The organism is Acidovorax sp. ST3 (assembly GCF_003231145.1).
Taxonomy (GTDB): Bacteria; Pseudomonadota; Gammaproteobacteria; order Burkholderiales; family Burkholderiaceae_C; genus Acidovorax.
The window spans coordinates 1-511 of sequence record NZ_QKVP01000147.1; the positions used below are offsets into that span (position 1 = coordinate 1).

Sequence of the window (511 nt, forward strand, 5' to 3'; positions counted from 1 at the left end):
AAGATCGCCTTTTCCAGCGGGCCGGACAGCATGCCCGGCGCCAGCCAGCCCAGGTCGCCGCCATTGGCGGCCGAACCGGCGTCCTGCGAATTCTTGCGGGCCAGCTCGGCGAATTGCGCCGGGTCGGCGGCGGCCTGCGTGGCCAGGGCCTCGGCCTTGGCGCGGGCGGCCTTGCGCGCATCGTCCGAGGCGCCGGCCGGCACTTCGATCATGATGTGGCTGGCGCGGCGGCGCTCGGGCTGGCCGAAGCGGTTCTTGTTCTGCTCGTAGTACGAGGCCAGGTCCTCGTCCTTGACCTGCACACCCTCGGTGGCGGCGGCTTCATTCAGCACCAGGTACTGCACCTGGACCTGCTCGGGAATCTGCAATTGCTGCTTGTTGGCGTCGTACCAGGCCTGGATGTCGGCCGGGGTGACCGTCACTTGCGAGCGGAAATCGGCGGCGGCGAAGCGGCGCAGTTGCACCGTGCGCTGCTGCGTCAGGGCGGTTTCGAGCGACGCCACCACTTCCG

The 511-nt window shown here is 69.3% G+C and carries 1 protein-coding gene; it reads right to left on the minus strand.

The genetic code is table 11. The annotated features are described in order from the left end of the window. Window positions 1–511: peptidylprolyl isomerase (locus DNK89_RS24035; RefSeq protein WP_203422628.1), on the minus strand; the 511-nt coding region annotated here is incomplete at both ends.